The following is a 16,015-nucleotide window of genomic DNA, read 5'->3' on the forward strand; positions in this document are numbered from 1 at the left end:
CAGCGTCCCGGCCGGCAGCGTGATGCTCGGCGACCGGATCGTCGTGGCCCCGCCGTCGACGTCGTTGGCCCCGGCGCTGGAGCCGGCCGTGGCCCCGGTGACCAGGTCGAAGGTGCCGCTCACGGTGGTGCCGAGCTGAGTCGCGACGCCCGAGCTGGTCGCCTGCGGGTCACCGCGCTCCCAGCGGCCCGAGGTCGCCGCGTCGCCGGTCCCGGCGGTCCAGCCGGTCGCGGTCTCGAAGGTGTCCGACCAGACGGTCTGTCCGGGCGGCGGCGGGTCCTCACCGGCCGAGGCGAGGTTCCAGACGGCGTGGGCGATCGCGTCCGAGTTCCGGTCCAGGGCGGTGTCATTGATGTTCGCCGTGGTGTCGCACGCCCGGTGGTAGCAGGGGTCGAACGCTGCGGTCGTACCACCCCAGAGCTGGACCTGCGCCGAGGTCTTGCGCCCCTCCGCGCCGGTGAAGATGCCGCCGGCGGGGATGCCGTTGGCGATGAACGGACCGTAATCGCTGCGCCCGTCGAAGTCGGTGCCCCGGGTCGGCACGCCGATCGAGGTGAAGTAGTCGGCGAGCGTCTGCTCGATCTCCGCCGAGCCGGCCGGGCCCGGACCCGAGCCCGTGCCGTCGGAGTTGTCGCCGTCGTACAGGAAGTATCCGGGGTTCGGCGAACCCACCATGTCGAAGTTCAGGTATCCGCCGATCGCCGCCCGCTGGGCGGAGGTCAGGGAGTTGACGTAGGCGGTGGAGCCGCGCAGGCCCAGCTCCTCGGCGCCCCACCAGCCGAATCGCAGGTGCCGCTCGGGCTGGAAACCGGTGCGGGCGACGGCCAGGGCCACCTCGAGGTTCGCCGCCGAGCCGGAGCCGTTGTCGTTGATGCCCGGGCCGGCGGCGACGCTGTCCAGGTGCGCGCCGACCATCAACGTGTCGCTGGTGTCGCCGCCCGGCCAGTCGGCGATCAGGTTGTAACCGGTGGCGCCGTTGTAGGTGAACGACTGCTGCTGCGTGACGAACCCGGCCTGGTCGAGGAGGCCCTTCACGTAGGTGACCGACGCCAGATAGCCGGGCCGGCCGTGGGCGCGGTTGCCGCCGTTCGCGGTCGCGATGCTCTGCAGCTGAGCGAGGTGGGTCTTGACGTTGGCCAGGGGAATGTCGGGCGCGTCGACGGCCGCGGCCTGTGCGGGCGCCGCTACCAGCGCGATCAGCAGGGTGGCCGCGCCGATGACAGGGAGTGGTCTCACGGGATCCTCCGCGTTAGGGGATCCTCAATATGACAGTCGTCGATCTGCCGACTGTCATACCGGTTGAGACATACCGCTCAGCGGGACGGACTCGCACGCCTTCCGCTCGGCGTTTCGCGGTAGAACGTGCTCACGATGAAGGAGTAGGCCGCCTGATTCGGGTCCCAGTCGAAGTCGCGCGTGATCCAGCCGAGGGCGAATGCGGCGCCGTCATTCGCGAACCATCGCGTCTTCGCATGCATGCGCACGTCGTTGGCGCCGGTGTAGCGGTACTCCCAATCCGCCGCCTTCTTGAGCAGCTTCACCGGCTCGATCTCCCCGACCTGCTGGTAGTTGCGCAACGCGCCGGCCCGCAACAGGCGGGCCGCCTCGGTCCGGCACGCCGCGACCGGGTCACCCTTGGGATTTCGGCCATAATCCAGGCTCAGAATGCGCACATTGTCCGGGTCTCGGAAGCACACCGTCGTGCCGATCCGCTCGACCGTCCACCCGTCAGGCACTCCGATGTGGAAGCCGTTGGGGTCCGCCCAATAGGAGTAGCCGGGTGCCAGGGCCCATCCGTTGACATCGCGCGCTGCCCCTCGCTGCGGAGTCCGGGCAGCGTTCGCCGGCGGCTCGCGATCGCAGACCACCGGGCTGAATCCGGCCGCCGGGGCAGCTGTCGCGCTCGCGGCGGCGGATGGGGTCGCGGGCGTGCCGGAGAACATGGGCGCTGCTCCCGGCGCGTCGCGGCGGTCGTCGCCCTGGCGCAGATAGCCCGCGGCGATCCCGAAGCCGGCCAGCAGCATGACCAGCAGGATCCCGCCGATGAGAAGCCGTCCGCGACGTGGAGCCGGGCCCGCCGGCGGCTCCGGGTCAACGGGAGGCGGCGTGGGCTTGCGGGTTGCGGCCGGCGTCCCGGACCCGTTGACCGAGATCGGCAACTGAGCCGCCGCCGGTCCCTGATTGCCCCGGCGGACCGCCGGGGTGGTCGGCTCGCCGACCGTCACCGGCGGCGCGTTGCGGTCGCCGACCGGCTCGGGATCGGTGCGGGCCGGGGTATCGGTCAGGGTGGACATCCGCGGCTGCGCCGCATTGCCGGCCTCGGCGGGGCTGCGCTGACTGGGAACGCGCGGGCGATGGCCCGCCACGCTCGCCGGCCGAGGGGTACGCGTGCCGGAGACGACCGCTCGCAGCTGCTCCTCGACCTCGGCCGCGGTCAGCCGGTTCGCCGGCTCCTGCTGAAGCAGCCCGGTCAGCACGGGCGCCAGCGGCCCGGCCAGCACCGGCGCGTCCGGCGGCTCGGTGGCCAGCGCCATCAGGGTGGACATCGCGCTGTCCCGCGCATACGGCGAACGACCCTCGACGGCGGCGTAAAGGGTCGCGCCCAGCGACCAGAGATCCGACTCAGGAGTGGACGCACCGTCGCGGGCCCGCTCGGGCGACACGTACTGCGGCGAGCCCACGACCAGGCCCGGCCCGGTGACCGAGCCGTCGTCGACGAAGGTGGCCAGGCCGAAATCGGTCAGCACGACGCGGCCGTCGGGGCCGATCAGGACGTTGTGCGGCTTCACGTCGCGGTGCAGCACGCCGGCCCGGTGCGCGGCGGTCAGAGCATCCAGCACGTGCAGGCCGATGCGGGCGGCGGGCACCGGGGCGAACGGACCGTCCTCGGCGATCACCTGGTGCAGCGAGCGGGACGCCACATACTCCATCACGATCCACGGCAGCCCGTCGGCGTGCACCACGTCGTAGATGCGGACCACGTGCGGGTGATTCAACCGGGCGGCACTGCGGGCCTCACGCAGGGTCCGGTCGCGTAGCCGGTTCTTCTCGTCGTCGGTCATCCAGTCGGGCGGGACGAACTCCTTCACCGCGACGTCGCGGTCCAGCATCTCGTCGCGGGCCATCCAGACCCTGCCCATGCCGCCGGAGCCGACCGGCTCGAGCAGACGATACCGACCGGCGATGAGCATGCGCCTGACCGCCATCAGCCCCCACCCGTCGCTTGATCCCCAAGGATAGTCAATTGCCGGGATCGGGGGGAACCGCGCTCACCCGGCCACCGCGTAGACCACGAGGTTGTCCTTGTATGACCGCAGACTGTGATCGAAAACCCCACCGCACGTGATCAACCTCAACTGCCGGTCCGGAGTCGGTCCGTACACCTCGTCGGTCGGGAACTTGTTCTTCGGATACCAGGCCACCGATGTCACGGTGAAGGACAGCGTGCGGCCGCCGCGTACCACCTGGATCTTGTCGCCGGCCTGCATCTCGCGCAGCTTGTAGAAGACCGCCGGCCCCCGCTTGGAGTCGACGTGCCCGGCGATCACCGCGGGCCCGACGTCCCCGGGCAGCGTGCCGTCGGCGTAGAAGCCGGCCTTGCCGAAGTTCTCCGGCGGGGTGAGCTCGCCGTCGCCGCCCAGCCGCAACGTCTCCAGCGACGTGTCGATGCCGATCGCCTTGACCTTCAGCCTCGTCGGGACGCCGGTCACGGTCTGCGCGCCGAGGCCGAAGGGGTCGGCTGTGCTGCCGTCGGCCGGCACCGCAAACGGCGCCGTGTCGGAGGCCGCCGTGTTCGGCGCCGCGGCCGGCGGGGTGCCGGTCCAGCGGCCGATGTCGTCGGTGATCGGCCGGTCCTTGACCGCGAGATAGCCGGTGCCCGCCACGAAGGCGGCCAGCACACCGGCCGCCAGCGGCACCAGGACACCCCGGCCGCGACGCCGCTTCTTCGACTCTTCCCGCACCTCCGGATTCGGCGCGGACGGCTCAGCGGATTGGTCCGCGCCGATCTGCGGCTTTTCATCCGGAGCGTGCCGCGCCGGGATCGGCGGCCAGGCCGGCTTGGCCACCGCAGGCTCCGCGGAGGGCGGCCAGGCCGATTTGCCGCGGCGGACGTGCGCGTGCGCCGTCTCCACCGTCGGCGGCCACGCAGGCTGCGGCGGGGCCGAGTTCGCGGCAGTCTCCGCAGCTCGGGGCTGCGTCGGCCAGAGCTCGGCCGGCCGCGGCCCGAAGATACTCAGACCGACATCGATCGGCCGAGACGAGTCCGCCGGCGATTTGGTAGCGGTGCGCCCGGAGTCGGCGCCCGCTTCAGCGCGGCCGACGTTCGGCGGGCCGGCGTCGACGCGCGGCGTTGGTGTCCGGTCGCGCCGGGCCGGGTGGAGATACGGCGGGGCGTGCCGGTGGGCCGGGTTGATCGCACCCCGGACCGATGCACGGCCGCGGGCCGGCGGCTCGCCGGCCCGGCCGATCCGTATCACCCCGCGCGCCACCGGCTCGGCAGGCGCCGCCCGCTCCGGATCCGGGCGGGCCGGCGCCTCCGGGATCTCCGTCGTCACTTCTCGGCCCGGTCAGGCCGTCCGCGGGCGACGGCGGATCGCGAACACCAGGCCGCCGGTGAGCACGGCCGCGGCGCCCGCCACGATCAGTGCCGTCGGCATCGGCGAGGCCGGCTGCGTCCCGCCGTCACCGGTCGCGACACCACCCATCGGGACGGTGCCCGCCCGACCGGCGTCCACGTGCAACTCGGTCTTGAGACCACCGCCCTTGGCGTCGAGGACCAGCAGCGAGTAGACGCTGCCGGCGCCGAGGGTGCACGGCAGGGCGCTGCTCTTGCCACCGCCGCTGGGCTGGACCTTGACCGTCCACCTGCCCGGCTTGACCTCGCGGTAGGCGGTGGTGGTCGCGAACTGGACGCCGTCGGCGATGGCCGGGCCGTTGTTCACGCCGACGTCGAGCACCGGTGCGCGTACCGAAGCTTGGATGATTCTGACCTTGGACTCGCCCTCGTCGGGGAGTTTGAGGTCGTCCTCGAGGACGCGCAGGCCCAGGTCGGCGTAGCGGCCGACACCGGCGACCGTGTACGCGTTCCCGGTCTCGACGGCGACCTGCGTGGTGAGCACCGGCTTCGTGCTCGGGGCGGCGCCGGCCTTGCGCATGGCGACCGAGTACGTCCCGGCGGGCAGCCGCAGGTACTCGGACATGGCGCCGTATCCGACGCCGGGGAAGACCTGTTCCTTGCCGCCGGACGCCGCCTTGAGGTAGACGTCGACCGCCGGAGTGTCCGGGGAGAGGTGGGCCAGCCGGACGTACCCGTCGCCTGCAGCGGCGGCGGGCGAAGCGCTGAGGGCGACGGCCGCGAAAGCAGCGGCGGCCGCTGCGGCGCTACCGAGGCGCCGTACATGCAATGCGATCTTCGACACGGAGCCTCCTGTCTGTGTGGGGGCCTCTGGCTGCTTCGGCCGTTGAACGTAGGAGCACGGTGCCCATCAATGTGCCGCAGGACACCGGACCGCACCATGGTCCGTCCGGTCAACCGGCGCCGCCCGTCGGTTGTCTGACTCGTGTTCGCATGACCGATAGATCGGTATCGTCCTGCCGGTTTTGCCGGGCCCCGATTTTTGTCGTACCCCCGGGGCACCATGGATGACGTGCGGGAAGCAGACGTGTTGGAGCAGTTCGGGCCGGCCACCAGAGAGTGGTTCCGGGCCGCGTTCGCCGCGCCCACCGCCGCCCAGGCCGGGGCGTGGCGAGCGATCGGCGCCGGGCGCAACGCCCTGGTGGTGGCCCCGACCGGCTCCGGCAAAACACTGGCTGCCTTCCTGTGGTCGCTCGACAAGCTGTCCCGTGAGCCCGCGCCTCAGGATGCGCGGCAGCGCTGCCGGGTGCTCTACGTCAGCCCTCTCAAGGCGCTGGCCGTCGACGTCGAGCGCAACCTACGGGCGCCGCTGACCGGCATCCGGCAGGCGGCGGGCCGGCTGGGGGTGCCGCCGCCGGACATCACGGTCGGCATGCGTACGGGTGACACCCCGGCGGACGAACGTCGCAGCTTCCAGCGGACTCCCCCGGACGTGCTGATCACCACCCCGGAGTCGTTGTTCCTGATCCTCACCTCGGCCGCGCGTGAGTCGTTGCGCGGCGTCGAGACGGTGATCGTCGACGAGGTGCACGCCGTCGCCGCCACCAAGCGCGGCGCTCACCTGGCCCTGTCGCTGGAGCGCCTGGACGCGCTGCTGCCCCGGCCGGCCCAGCGGATCGGCCTGTCCGCGACGGTCCGCCCGATCGACGACACCGCCCGCTTCCTCAGTGGCGCGCACGACGTCGAGATCGTGCAGCCGCCCAGCGCCAAGGTCATCGAGGTCGAGGTGCAGGTCCCGGTCGAGGACATGACACGTCTCGACGAGGTGCCCGACGCCGACGCCGACGACCCGGGCGCCGGCCGGCACAGCCCGTCGATCTGGCCCGCGGTCGAGGAGCGGGTCCTCGATCTGATCGAGTCGCACCGCTCGACGATCGTGTTCACCAACTCGCGACGCGGCGCCGAGCGACTCTGCGCGCGCATCAACGAGCTGGCCGCCGAGCGCGGCGGCGAGCCGATGCCCGAGGCGACCCGGCTGCCCGCCGAGATCATGGCGCAGGCCGGCGGCACGATGGGCGCTCCGCCGGTGGTGGCCCGGGCGCACCACGGCTCGGTCTCCCGCGAGGAGCGCAAGCAGATCGAGGAGGCGTTGAAATCGGGGCAGCTGCCCGCGGTCGTGGCCACCTCGAGCCTGGAGCTGGGCATCGACATGGGCGCGGTCGACCTGGTCGTGCAGATCGAGGCGCCACCCTCGGTCTCGGCGGGTCTGCAGCGCATCGGCCGGGCCGGCCACCAGGTCGGCGCCGTGTCGAGGGGCGTCGTGTTCCCGAAGCACCGCGGCGACCTGTTGTCGTGCGCGGTGGTCGCGGAGCGCATGGGCGACGGCGCGATCGAGGAGCTGCGCTATCCCCGTAATCCGCTCGATGTGCTGGCGCAGCAGATCGTCGCGATGGTGTCTTTGGACGCCTGGCAGGTCGACGACATGGCGGCGCTGATCCGGCGGTCGGCGCCCTATGCCGAGCTGCCCGACTCCGCGCTGCACGCGGTCCTCGACATGCTGTCCGGCCGCTATCCGTCGACCGCCTTCGCCGAGCTGCGGCCGCGACTCGTGTGGGATCGCGCGACCGATGAGCTGACCGGCCGCCCCGGCGCCCAGCGGCTGGCGGTGACCAGCGGCGGCACCATTCCCGACCGGGGCATGTTCGGCGTCTTCCTGGCCGGCGCCGAGCGCACGTCGAGGGTGGGCGAGCTCGACGAGGAGATGGTGTACGAGTCGCGGGTCGGCGACGTGTTCCTGCTCGGGTCGACGTCGTGGCGGATCGAGGACATCACGCCCGACCGGGTGCTGGTCTCCCCCGCCCCGGGCGCGCCGGCGCGCATGCCGTTCTGGAAAGGCGACGCGCTGGGCCGGCCGGTCGAGCTCGGCCGGGCGATCGGTGCACGGCTGCGCACGCTGACCAAGGCCGGCGACGAGGCGGCGACCGGCTCGCTGCGCGACGCAGGGCTCGACGAGTGGGCGGCGTCGAACCTGATGGCGTATCTGCGGGAGCAGCAGGAGGCGACACGCAACCTTCCGGACGATCGCACCGTGGTGGTCGAGCGGTTCCGCGACGAGCTGGGCGACTGGCGGATGACCGTGCACTGCGTGCTGGGCGCGCGGGTGAACGCGCCGTGGGCCCTGGCGATCGCGCGCCGGCTGGGTGAGCGCTACGGCGTGGACGGCCAGGTCATGCCCTCCGACGACGGCATCGTGGTGCGCCTGCCGGACACCGCGAAGGAGCCGCCGGGCGCCGACCTGGTGGCCTTCGACCCCGAGGAGATCGCCCAGCTGGTCGAGGAGTCGGTCGGCACCTCGGCGTTGTTCGCGTCACGGTTCCGCGAGTGCGCGGCCCGGTCGCTGCTGCTCCCCCGCCGCGATCCGCGCCGCCGCCAGCCGTTGTGGCAGCAGCGCCAGCGATCGGCTCAGCTGCTGGACGTGGCACGCGAGTTCGCCGACTTCCCGGTCACGCTCGAGGCCGCCCGCGAGTGCCTGCAGGACGTCTTCGACCTCCCCGGCCTGGTCGGCCTGATGCGGGAGATCGCCGGGCGCAAGGTCCGGCTGGTCGAGACCGAGACGCCGCGGCCGTCGCCGTTCGCGAGGTCGCTGTTGTTCGGGTACGTGGGCGCGTTCCTCTACGAGGGTGATGCGCCGCTGGCCGAGAGGCGGGCGGCGGCGCTGGCGCTCGACTCCACGTTGCTCGGTGAGCTGCTCGGCCGGGTCGACCTGCGGGAGCTGCTCGACCCGGCGGTGGTCATCGAGACCGAGAGTCAGCTGCAGTGGCTGTCCCCGCAACGTGCGCCGCGCGACGCGGAGGACGCCGCCGAGCTGTTGCGGCTGCTCGGTGACCTGTCCGAGGCGGCGCTCGCCGCCCGGCACATCGACCTGGAGTGGGCGCGGTCGCTGGAGGCGTCGCGGCGCGCGCTGCGGGTGCGGATCGCCGGTGAGGAGCGGTGGATCGGGGTCGAGGACGCCGCCCGATACCGGGATGCGCTCGGGGTGGCGTTGCCGGTCGGGGTGGCGGAGGCATATCTCGAACCGGTCACCGACCCGCTCGGCGACCTGGTGGCACGGTTCGCGCGGACGCACGGGCCGTTCGCCGCGGCGACGTGTGCGGCGCACTTCGGGCTGGGTGTGTTCGTGGTGGAGCAGGCGCTGAAGCGGCTCAGCGCCACCGGCCGCGTCGTGTCGGGCGAGTTCTCGCCGGAGGGCGCGGGCACCGAGTGGTGCGACGCCGAGGTGCTGCGGATGCTGCGGCGGCGGTCGCTGGCCGCGCTGCGCCGCGAGATCGAGCCGGTCGCGCCGCGGGTGCTGGCCGCGTTCCTGCCCAAGTGGCAGCACATCGGCGGGAACGCGCGCGGGGTGGACGCGCTCGCCGCGTCGATCGAGCAGGTGCAGGGCATCGCGGTGCCCGCCTCCGCCTGGGAACGGCTGGTGCTGCCGGCGCGGGTGGCGGACTACTCGCCGGCGATGCTGGACGAGCTGTGCGGGTCGGGCGAGGTGACGTGGGCCGGGTCCGGCTCGGTCGGCAACAACGACGGCTGGGTCACGCTGGCGTATGCGGACTCCGCGCCGCTGCTGCTGCCCCCTCCCGACGACGAGCTCGTGCTGACCCCGCTGCACCAGTCGGTGCTCGACTCTCTCGACGACGGGCAGGCGTTGTTCTTCCGGTCGTTGTCGGACCGGGTCGGCTCGACGGACGATCCCGCGCTGACCGCCGCGGTGTGGGATCTGGTCTGGGCCGGGCATCTGACCAACGACACGTTCGCGCCGCTGCGGGCACTGCTCGGCAGCCGAGGTGCGCACCGGGCCAAGGCGGCGCCGTCTCGCACCAGGTATCGGCGACCGGGCCGCCCGGCGATGCCGAGCCGCACCGGCCCGCCGGCGATGGCCGGCCGATGGTCGCGCCTGCCGGACCGGGACCTCGACCCGACGCGGCGGGCGGCCGCCCTGGCCGACCTGTTGCTGGAGCGGCACGGGGTGGTGACCCGCGGCGCGGTGATGTCCGAGGGGGTAACCGGGGGCTTCGCGGCGGTCTACCCGGTGCTCGGCGCGCTGGAGGAGCGCGGGGCGGCCCGGCGCGGGTACTTCGTGGAAGGGCTGGGGGCGGCGCAGTTCGCGGTGCCGGGTGCGGTGGACCGGTTGCGGGCATTGTCAGAGCCGGCCGAGCTGGGCAAACGGACGGGCGCGACGGCGGTCGTGCTGGCGTCCACCGATCCGGCGAACCCGTATGGGGCCGCGTTGCCGTGGCCGGAGCGGGTCGTCGACACCGGTGACGGCGAGAAGGTGGCGGCGGCCGGGCACCGGGCGGGGCGCAAGGCCGGGGCGCTGGTGGTCGTGGTCGGCGGGGAGCTGGTGCTCTACGTCGAGAGGGGCGGGAAGACGCTGTTGTCGTATGTGGACGATCCGGAGCTGCTGGTGGCGGCCGGCCAGGCGCTGGCCCGGGCGGTGCAATCGGGGGCGCTGGGTGCGATGTCCGTGGAACGAGCCGACGGCGAGTCGGTCCACTCGTCACCGCTGAGCGACGCCCTGACGGCGGCCGGCTTCCGCGCCACACCCCGCGGCCTCCGCCTACGCGGCTGACGCGGCGCCAGCCCACACTTCGGGTCAGGCCAGCTGGGGTGCCACCGAGGAGGCGACCAGCTCCATGTGGTCGAGGTCGGAGAGGTCGAGCGTCTGCAGGTAGATCCGGGTTGCGCCGGCTTCGGCGTACCGGGACAGCTGCTCGACCACCTCGTTCACCGTGCCCGTCACCGCGTCTCCCGAGCTGCGGAGGTCCTCGACGCTGCGGCCGATCGCGTCCGCCCGCCTCGCCACCTCCGCGTCGTCGCGGCCGACGCACAGGACCACCGCCGACGACAGTGTCAGCGGGTCGGGCCGGCCGGCGGTGGAGGCCGCCTCGCGTACCCGCTGGAAGAGGGACCTGGCCTCCTCGGCCGAGCAGAACGGGGTGTTGAACTCGTCCGCGAAGCGGGCGGCCAGCGACGGCGTGCGCTTCGGGCCCTTGCCGCCCACGATGATCGGCGGCCGCGGCGACTGGACCGGCTTGGGCAGGGCGGGCGAGTCGACGATCTCGTAGTGCTTGCCGGAGAACGAGTACGTCTCGGACGCCGTCCAGAGGCCGGTGACGATCTCGAGCTGCTCCTCGAGGCGGTCGAAGCGCTCGCCCGTGGCGGGGAACGGGATCCCGTACGCGAGGTGCTCGCGCTCGAACCAACCGCCGCCCAGGCCCAGCTCGACCCGGCCGCCGCTCATCTCGTCCACCTGCGCGACGCTGATCGCGAGCGGGCCGGGAAGCCGGAAGGTGGCGGAGCTCACCAGCGTGCCGAGCCGGATGCGGGAGGTCTGCACGGCCAGCGCGCCGAGCGTGACCCAGGAGTCGGTCGGCCCGGGCCGGCCGTCGACGCCCATGGCCAGGTAGTGGTCGCTGCGGAAGAAGCCGTCGAAGCCGAGGTCCTCGGCTAGCTGAGCGACGCGGCGCTGCTGTTCGTAGGTCGCGCCCTGCTGTGGCTCGATGAAGATGACCAGTCGCATGATCTTCAGCCTGCCAGGAGAAACACAGACGCGCCCGGCGACGTGGGACACACTCTGCGTGCGCAGACGATAACGTTGACGACCATGGGCCGCTATGGATGGATCAGCCTCACGACCGACTACGGCACGTTCGACGGATTCGTGGCGGCCTGTCACGGCTCCATCGCACGGATTGCACCGGACGTCCGGGTCATCGACGTCACACACCACGTGCCACCGGCCGACGTGAGCCGCGGCGCCGCGGTCCTCGCGCAGACCGCGCCCTACCTGCCGGAGTCGGTGCACTGCGCGGTGGTCGACCCCGGGGTGGGCACCGCCCGCCGCGCCCTGGCCATCGGCACACCGCAGGGCGTGCTGGTCGGCCCGGACAACGGCGTGCTGATCCCCGCGGCCGAGGCGCTCGGCGGCATCGACGTGGCGGTGGAGCTGTCCAACAAGGACTGGTTCCTCGGCGACGTCTCGCGCACGTTCCACGGGCGGGACGTCTTCGCGCCGGCGGCGGCCCGGATCGCGCTGGGCGCGGAGCTGGACGACGCCGGTCCGCGGGTCGACGCCGACGCCCTGGTGCGGCTGCCCGCCCCCGTGGTGAACGTCGGCGACGGCTGGATCGAGGCCGAGGTGCTGACCGTGGACCGTTTCGGCAACGTCCAGCTCGCGGCCACCGGCGGCACCCTCGCCGGGCTGAGCCACCAGCTGACCGTCAACGGCAATGTGTCGGCGCGGCGCGGAACGACCTTCGCCGATGTGGACAAGGGTGAGCTGCTGGTCTACGAGGACTCGGCCGGTCAGGTCGGCATCGCGGTCAACAACGGCCGTGCCGTCGTGGTGCTGTCGGTCCGGCCGGGCGACCTGGTGCGGGTGTCCGCCCGGTAGGGGTCAGATCTTGTGGTGCATCCACACGTTCGGCTCGACGTAGACGGCCGTGTCCTGCGCGGTGTCGACGTGCACCGGGACCAGCGCGTGCGGCACCTCGACCGGTCCGCTCTCGAGCAACGGCATCCCGGTCCACTCACGCCACTGCGCCAGCCGGCCCGAGATCACCATGCTCTGGTGGGCGACGTTCACGATCCGGGCGCCGGCGCGGGCGTGCACCCGTAGCCACGGATCGATCGGCAGGCCGTCCGGCCGGGTGCTGTGCGCGTACACGGTGATGGGTGTGAAGATCTGACCCTGCCGGCCGGTCGGCCGGACGGGCGCGACCAGATCCTTGAAGCCCAGCTTGGCCACGTTGTCGCGCATCGCCGACAGCATCGTGCCGGACAGGCCGGAGCCGCGGACGTCGGGCCGGATCAGGATCTCGAGGGCGGACACGATGACCGGGGTGGCGCCGCTCAGTCGGTCGTGCACCGACTGCCGGATGGCCCAGTCCCAGCCACCCTCCGGCATGCCCTCGTCGATCGGTGCGTCGTAGGACAGCGGCACCGAATGCGCCTTCGCGACCGCCTTGCCGGTCTCGCGGTCGATCGCCAGCAGGCAGTGCGCGGCGAAGTGCTCGCGCAGATAGCCGTAGTAGAAGCCGCCGGTGGGATCCTTGGTCATGAACGCCGGCCAGAAGTCGTCGAGCTGATCCCACAGGTCCCAGCCCTCGGGCCGGTCGGCGAGTGACGCGATGTCCAGTCGCATGCATGAAGAGTGTCAGACCCGCCACGGGGCAGGATAGTGATTATGCCCGAGGGAGACACCGTCTGGAACACCGCGCGAGTGCTGGAGAAGGCGCTGGTGGGCGAGGTGCTGACCAGGTCCGACTTCCGGGTGCCGCAGCTGGCGACGACCGATTTGTCCGGCTTCACCGTGGCCAGTTCCGGCAGCCGTGGCAAGCATCTCCTGCTCCGGCTCGTGAAGCAGGACCGGGAGCTGACCCTCCACTCGCACTTGAGGATGGAGGGATCGTGGCGGACGTACCGAAATGGCGAGCGGTGGTCCGGGCGGCCGGCGTTCCTGATCCGCGTCGTCCTCAAGACCGACAAGGCGGCGGCGGTCGGTTTCCACCTCCATGAGGTGGCCCTCTGGCCGACCGCGGAGGAACGACGACGGCTGGATCATCTGGGACCGGACCTGCTCGGGGACGACTGGGATCCGGCCGAGGCGGCCCGGCGACTCGCCGAGAAGCCCGATGTGACGATCGGCGAGGCGCTGCTCGACCAGCGCAACCTGGCCGGGGTGGGCAACCTCTACAAGTGCGAGACGCTGTTCCTCAGCGGCCTGTCACCATGGACCCCGGTCGGCAAGATCGACGACCTGGAGAAGGTCGCGACACTGGCGCAGAAGCTCGTCGCCAACAACAAGGGCCGGTGGACCCAGACCACCACGGGCTCGCTGCGGCGCGGTGAGACCAGTTATGTGTACGGCCGGAAGGCCCAGCCGTGCCGCCGATGCGGCACGGCCATCAGCAAGAAAGACCTCGACGACCGGGTCACCTACTGGTGCCGGTACTGCCAAGGCGGAGATCAGGCCGCCGGCTTGCCGTAACGCCGCAGCTCCGACAGGCCGTCGGCCAGCCCGCGCAGGCGGTCGGTGGCCTCTATCAGCCGGAAGAAGCTCGGGTGCCGCTCGTCGGCGATCGGCTGACCGTCCTCCGCGACCCAGCTCGCCGCCGCCGCGACCAGCCGCTCGAACGCCTCCACGCCCTCGCTGAACTGGGCGGCCAGGCTCTCGTGCGCGGACTCCAGCCCGGACCGCTGATCGACCGGGCTCAGGGGGATGGCGCGTTCGACACCCGCCACCCGCTGACCCAGATCGCGCAGCCACTCCTCCGCCGTGGCCGCCTCGAGCAGGGCCTCCTGGCCCGGGCCGGTGAGCCGGCCGGCCAGCCCCTGCAGCGTCGAGGACGCGCGGTCGAGCCTGTCCCACGCCCGCGCGACCGCGGAGCCGCGCAACGCGTAGCGGTCCTTGTGCCGCCGCACCTCCTGCATCATCTGCCGGCCGGCCGGGAAGCGCTCGACGGCGGCGATGAGCTTGGCGCCCGGCAGGGCGGGCGGCGGGGCTGGCGGCGGCTCGATCGCCGCCAGCTCACGGTGGTCCCGGTTGCGCCAGATCGCCAGCGCGATCGACCCACCCGCGGCCGCGGCCCACGCCGCGTCGGCGATGCCGATCCCGGCGTACGGGGTCAGCACCGCGGTGGCGGCGGCCAGGCCACCCCCGACGACACTCCAGCGGCGCGCCGAGCTGCGCAGCTTTCCCAGCCGCCGGAAGTAGCGAGTCCGCTCGTCCATCGGATCAGCCGGCGGCCGTGGTGTCGCCGCGCTTCTGGTTCATGGTCGCGCGGATCTCGTCGAGCCGTGCCACGCTCGCCGGGTCCTGGGCGGGGGCCGAAGCCTTCTGCTGCTCCACCGCCGGCTGCTGGCTGCCGCTGCCGAGCTGCTCGCCGGCCATGCTGGCCCGGATCTGCTCGAGGCGGGAGGAGCCGGCCATGTCGAGGCTCGACTTCTGGACCTCCATCATGCGGCCCTCGACCGAGTTGGAGGCGAGCTCCGCGCGACCCATCGCGTTCGCGTACCGCTGCTCGATCTTGTCGCGCACCTCGTCCAGCGACGGCGTGTTGCCCGGCGCGGCCAGCGACGACATCGACTCCAGCGACTTGGCCACCGTCTCCTGCATCTTGGCCTGCTCGAGCTGGCTCAGCAGGCGGGAACGCTCGGCGATGCGCTGCTGGAGCACCATCGCGTTGTTCTCCACCGCCTTGCGCGCCTGGCCGGCCGCGGAGAGCGCCTGGTCGTGCAGGGTCTTGAGGTCCTCCATCGACTGCTCGCCGGAGACCAGCTGGGTGGCGAGTGTCTGGGCGGTCTGCTCGTATTTCTGCGCCTCGGCCTCGTCACCGCCCGCGCGGGCCCGGTCGGCCAGCACGAGCGCCTGCCGGGCCATGCCCTGCAGCTTCTCGACCTCGGACATCTGCCGCGACAGCTTCATCTCGAGCTGGCGCTGATTGCCGATCACCGCGGCGGCCTGCTGGACGAGCGCCTGATGCTGGCGCTGCGCGTCCTCGATGGCCTGCTGGATCTGAACCTTCGGGTCGGCATACTCGTCGATCTTCGCGCCGAAGAGCGCCAAAAAGTAACGCCAGCCCTTGACGAACGGGTTCGCCATATCGCCGTATCCCCTCGAATCGCTCGATCGGCAGATGAATGCTCGATCCATCGTTGCAGCCCGGTGCCACAGTCGTCACGTGACCTCAGGGAGTTATCAGGGACTCTCCCCAGAGAAATCAGCGCTGCACAGCAAAGGCTACGCCCGCAGGGGTAAACCAGCGACAGCGGATCAGGCTGCGTAGATCATGTCGCGGCCGCGCTTGCGCGTGGTCCGCAGAGTGGCCTTGAGCGGCGAGTCCTGGCGAACCGAGACCTGCACGTCCCCATCGGCGACGGTCTGGTCGGGCTGCTCGGGAACCGGCGTCAGCACACGCTCCATGCCCTCGGCGATGGACAGCGTGTTGCTCACGTCACTCAGAACCTCGGACAAGCGTGCGCCGAGCGCCTCGCAGATCGCGGCGAGCAGCTCGCTCGACGCCTCTTTCTGCCCTCGCTCGATCTCGGAGAGATAACCCAGGCTGACATTCGCGGCGGTGGACACCTCGCGCAGAGTGCGGTGCTGTCCCTGCCGGCGCGCCCGAAGTGCATCACCGATAACCCGGCGTAGCAGGACCATGGCACCTCCTCCTGCGGCGGGGCCGCCGGCAGCCGCCGGAGGCTTCCCGCAACCGTACCCGGTGCGGGCCACGCCGACATCCCGCCCCGCCGAAATGCGGAGCTCACCCAAACGTCGCAGATAGCTGAAACGAATCGATGCCGACAGCCATTCCCCCAGGCCGAGGGCTGTGCTGCTACCGGCCGCTGAGCCTTCGGCAAGGGCGGAGAATCCGAGCCCCTCCGGGG

Annotated in this window: 12 protein-coding genes; 3 read left to right on the forward strand and 9 right to left on the reverse strand. The window is 72.0% G+C overall.

All coding sequences use genetic code 11. From position 1 onward, the window contains the following. The 4 genes from AB0M20_RS05005 to AB0M20_RS05020 form a co-directional block, all read right to left on the reverse strand. Positions 1–1,236: M28 family metallopeptidase (locus tag AB0M20_RS05005; RefSeq protein WP_364293908.1), on the reverse strand; the 1,236-nt coding region annotated here is incomplete at its 3' end. Between the two features lie 77 nt (positions 1,237–1,313). Then, complete coding sequence (locus AB0M20_RS05010; protein WP_364293911.1) at positions 1,314–3,191, reverse strand: protein kinase; 1,878 nt, start codon at positions 3,189–3,191, stop codon at positions 1,314–1,316. A gap of 78 nt (positions 3,192–3,269) precedes the next feature. Beyond that, positions 3,270–4,556: a sortase gene (locus tag AB0M20_RS05015; protein WP_364293914.1), complete on the reverse strand. Its 1,287-nt coding sequence runs from the start codon at positions 4,554–4,556 to the stop codon at positions 3,270–3,272. 12 nt (positions 4,557–4,568) lie between these two features. Then, on the reverse strand, positions 4,569–5,420 hold the full coding sequence (locus AB0M20_RS05020; protein ID WP_364293917.1) for a DUF4397 domain-containing protein: 852 nt from the start codon (positions 5,418–5,420) through the stop codon (positions 4,569–4,571). A gap of 219 nt (positions 5,421–5,639) precedes the next feature. Between AB0M20_RS05020 and AB0M20_RS05025 the strand changes: the two genes are divergently transcribed. Then, positions 5,640–10,196: an ATP-dependent helicase gene (locus tag AB0M20_RS05025; protein ID WP_364293920.1), complete on the forward strand. Its 4,557-nt coding sequence runs from the start codon at positions 5,640–5,642 to the stop codon at positions 10,194–10,196. Positions 10,197–10,220: 24 nt separating this feature from the next. Here the strand turns inward: AB0M20_RS05025 and AB0M20_RS05030 are convergent, their stop codons facing one another. Continuing rightward, entirely contained in the window at positions 10,221–11,147 is a 927-nt protein-coding gene (locus AB0M20_RS05030) for an LLM class F420-dependent oxidoreductase (RefSeq protein ID WP_364293923.1), read from the reverse strand. An 84-nt stretch (positions 11,148–11,231) separates the two neighbouring features. Here AB0M20_RS05030 and AB0M20_RS05035 point away from each other — a divergent pair, with 84 nt between their 5' ends. Beyond that, complete coding sequence (locus AB0M20_RS05035; protein ID WP_364293926.1) at positions 11,232–12,020, forward strand: SAM-dependent chlorinase/fluorinase; 789 nt, start codon at positions 11,232–11,234, stop codon at positions 12,018–12,020. A 3-nt stretch (positions 12,021–12,023) separates the two neighbouring features. Here AB0M20_RS05035 and AB0M20_RS05040 read toward each other — a convergent pair whose 3' ends face one another. Then, a complete protein-coding gene (locus tag AB0M20_RS05040; protein ID WP_364293929.1) occupies positions 12,024–12,770 on the reverse strand; it encodes an N-acetyltransferase in 747 nt (248 codons plus the stop codon). Between the two features lie 42 nt (positions 12,771–12,812). Between AB0M20_RS05040 and AB0M20_RS05045 the strand changes: the two genes are divergently transcribed. Then, positions 12,813–13,616: a DNA-formamidopyrimidine glycosylase family protein gene (locus AB0M20_RS05045; protein ID WP_364293932.1), complete on the forward strand. Its 804-nt coding sequence runs from the start codon at positions 12,813–12,815 to the stop codon at positions 13,614–13,616. On the opposite strand, the gene AB0M20_RS05050 is transcribed toward AB0M20_RS05045, so the two are convergent. From AB0M20_RS05050 to AB0M20_RS05060, 3 genes are all read right to left on the reverse strand, one after another. After that, positions 13,595–14,359 (reverse strand): hypothetical protein, encoded by a 765-nt coding sequence (locus AB0M20_RS05050; protein ID WP_364293935.1) that lies wholly within the window; start codon positions 14,357–14,359, stop codon positions 13,595–13,597. The genes AB0M20_RS05045 and AB0M20_RS05050 overlap by 22 nt on opposite strands. Before the next feature lie 4 nt (positions 14,360–14,363). Further along, the gene (locus tag AB0M20_RS05055; protein ID WP_364293938.1) at positions 14,364–15,230 is read right to left on the reverse strand and encodes a PspA/IM30 family protein; all 867 of its coding nucleotides are present in this window, start codon (positions 15,228–15,230) and stop codon (positions 14,364–14,366) included. 171 nt (positions 15,231–15,401) lie between these two features. After that, the gene (locus AB0M20_RS05060; protein WP_364293941.1) at positions 15,402–15,788 is read right to left on the reverse strand and encodes a helix-turn-helix transcriptional regulator; all 387 of its coding nucleotides are present in this window, start codon (positions 15,786–15,788) and stop codon (positions 15,402–15,404) included. Positions 15,789–16,015: the final 227 nt, after the last annotated feature.

The sequence above is a fragment of the Actinoplanes sp. NPDC051633 genome (assembly GCF_040681735.1).
In the GTDB taxonomy this organism is placed as follows: Bacteria; Actinomycetota; Actinomycetes; order Mycobacteriales; family Micromonosporaceae; genus Actinoplanes.